This window comes from Ruegeria sp., assembly GCF_028066395.1.
Lineage (GTDB): Bacteria > Pseudomonadota > Alphaproteobacteria > Rhodobacterales > Rhodobacteraceae > Ruegeria.
The window spans coordinates 1-1,873 of record NZ_JALCBM010000102.1 but is presented as its reverse complement, the minus strand read 5'-3'; the positions used below and the strand labels follow the sequence as shown (position 1 = coordinate 1,873).

The 1,873-nt window shown below is 62.0% G+C and carries 3 protein-coding genes; 2 read left to right on the top strand and 1 reads right to left on the bottom strand.

What is annotated here, in order from left to right; genetic code table 11:
* Window positions 1–10: 10 nt before the first annotated feature.
* Window positions 11–238 carry a DUF333 domain-containing protein gene (locus tag MPJ51_RS20625; protein ID WP_298390768.1) on the bottom strand — a complete coding sequence of 76 codons (228 nt, stop codon included), beginning with the start codon at window positions 236–238 and terminating at the stop codon, window positions 11–13.
* Window positions 239–326: 88 nt separating this feature from the next.
* On the opposite strand from MPJ51_RS20625, the gene MPJ51_RS20620 reads away from it, so the two are divergent.
* On the top strand, window positions 327–1,139 hold the full coding sequence (locus MPJ51_RS20620; protein ID WP_298390766.1) for a TIGR00282 family metallophosphoesterase: 813 nt from the start codon (window positions 327–329) through the stop codon (window positions 1,137–1,139).
* Window positions 1,140–1,220: 81 nt separating this feature from the next.
* Window positions 1,221–1,873, top strand: a 653-nt coding sequence (locus tag MPJ51_RS20615; protein WP_298390764.1) for an SLC13 family permease, incomplete at its 3' end; no start/stop codon positions are given.

The window sequence follows — 1,873 nt, the reverse complement described above, 5'->3', positions numbered from 1 at the left end:
TGCTGAGCTTCTAGTTCGTATGGTTCTCGCGGAAGTATTCCCAGGCATCGACCTGACGCCCATCCGCCAGCGTGCACAGCCCCGTCTGCCCATCGGTGCCGTCCTGAATTTCGTACTTGCCACCGCTGTCGATGCAATAGGTCGCGGCGGGGTTGGCCAGTTGCGTGGATGCGCCTGAGGGCTGGTCGCAGGCCGCCAACGCAGCCAGACCGGCGGCGGCCAGATAGAAACGATGCATCAAATCCTCCCAATGAAATCGGTTTATCCCGGTATGGTTGCAGCTTAACCGCTTGTGCTTGGGGAACACCACACTTAGGACAGGTCAGATGAGGATACTTTTTCTGGGTGATGTCATGGGGCGCGCAGGGCGCGCGGCCATCCAACAGCATTTGCCGCGTCTGCGCGACGAATGGCGGCTGGATTTCGTTGTGGTCAATGGCGAGAATGCCTCGAACGGGATGGGGCTCAGCGGCGATCACGCCAAGCTGCTGCTGGACGCGGGGGCCGATTGTGTCACCCTGGGCGATCATGCCTTCGACCAGAAGGACATGCTGCAATTCATCGAAAAAGAGCCGCGCATCATTCGCCCGGTGAACTATGCCAAAGGCGCGCCGGGGCGGGGGCATCGCTTGTTCACCGCCCCCGGAGGGCGCAAGGTGCTGGTGGTGCAGGTGCTGGGGCAGGTCTTCATGAAGCGGCCCTTTGACGATCCGTTTTCAGCCATCGAGCCGATCCTGAAATCCCACCCGCGCGGCGGGCAGGCGGATGCCATCCTTGTGGATATGCATTGCGAGGCGACATCCGAGAAAATGGCGATGGGCCATTACTGCGACAAACGCGCCAGCCTTGTGGTGGGCACGCACACCCATGTCCCCACGGCGGATGCGCAAATCCTGCCCGGCGGGACTGCATATCTGAGTGATGCGGGCATGTGCGGCGACTATGACTCGGTCATTGGCATGGACAAGCAGGAACCCATGCGCCGCTTTATCACCGGCATGCCCAAGGCGCGGTTTACCCCGGCCACGGGTGAGGCGACCCTGAGCGGTGTTTTTGTCGAAACCGATGACCGCGACGGGCAGGCCAAATCCATTCACATGGTCCGTGTCGGGGGCAGGCTGCAACAGGCGGGGCCGTGAAGGCTTGCTCTGCCCCGGTCAATGCGGGACACTGGTGCTCAGGCGCATAGGCCGGGTTAGGGTTCGGACAGAAGACCACGAATGCAATTCCTTTCACTGACAGAAACGGGCAGCGCAATTCTGGCGCTGGTGGTCGTCGCGGGCATGTTCATCTTGTTCCTGCGCGAGGTGTACCCGACCGAGGTGGTCGCCATCGGTGGTGTCGCCCTGATGCTGGTGACCGGCATTCTGCCCTATCAAAGCGCGCTGGCCGTGTTGTCGAACCCCGCGCCATGGACGATTGCGGCGATGTTTATCATCATGGGGGCGCTGGTGCGCACCGGGGCGCTGGATGCCTTTACCTCGGTCGCGCAGAAACAGGCGCAGGTCAATCCGCGCATCGCCATTGGGCTGTTGATGGGGTTCGTTGTGATTGCCTCGGCCGTGGTGTCGAACACGCCGGTTGTGGTGGTGATGATCCCCGTCTTTGTACAGATCGCCCGGACCTTGGGGGTGCCCGCCTCGAAACTGCTGATCCCGCTGAGTTACGCGGCCATTCTGGGTGGCACGCTGACGCTGATCGGCACCTCGACCAACCTGCTGGTGGACGGGGTGGCGCGGACGCAGGGGATGCAGGCATTCTCGATTTTTGAGGTCACGCCGCTGGGCATTGCGCTGGTGATCTACGGCATGATCTACCTGCGCTTCATCGCGCCGCGCCTGCTGCCGGAACGTGACAGCATGGCCGAGATGCT

What these genes read in the sequence shown, in the direction of transcription:
- MPJ51_RS20625 (WP_298390768.1), bottom strand. Translation starts at nt 238, where the DNA reads ATGCATCGTTTCTATCTGGCCGCCGCCGGTCTGGCTGCGTTGGCGGCC.
- MPJ51_RS20620 (WP_298390766.1), top strand. Translation starts at nt 327, where the DNA reads ATGAGGATACTTTTTCTGGGTGATGTCATGGGGCGCGCAGGGCGCGCG.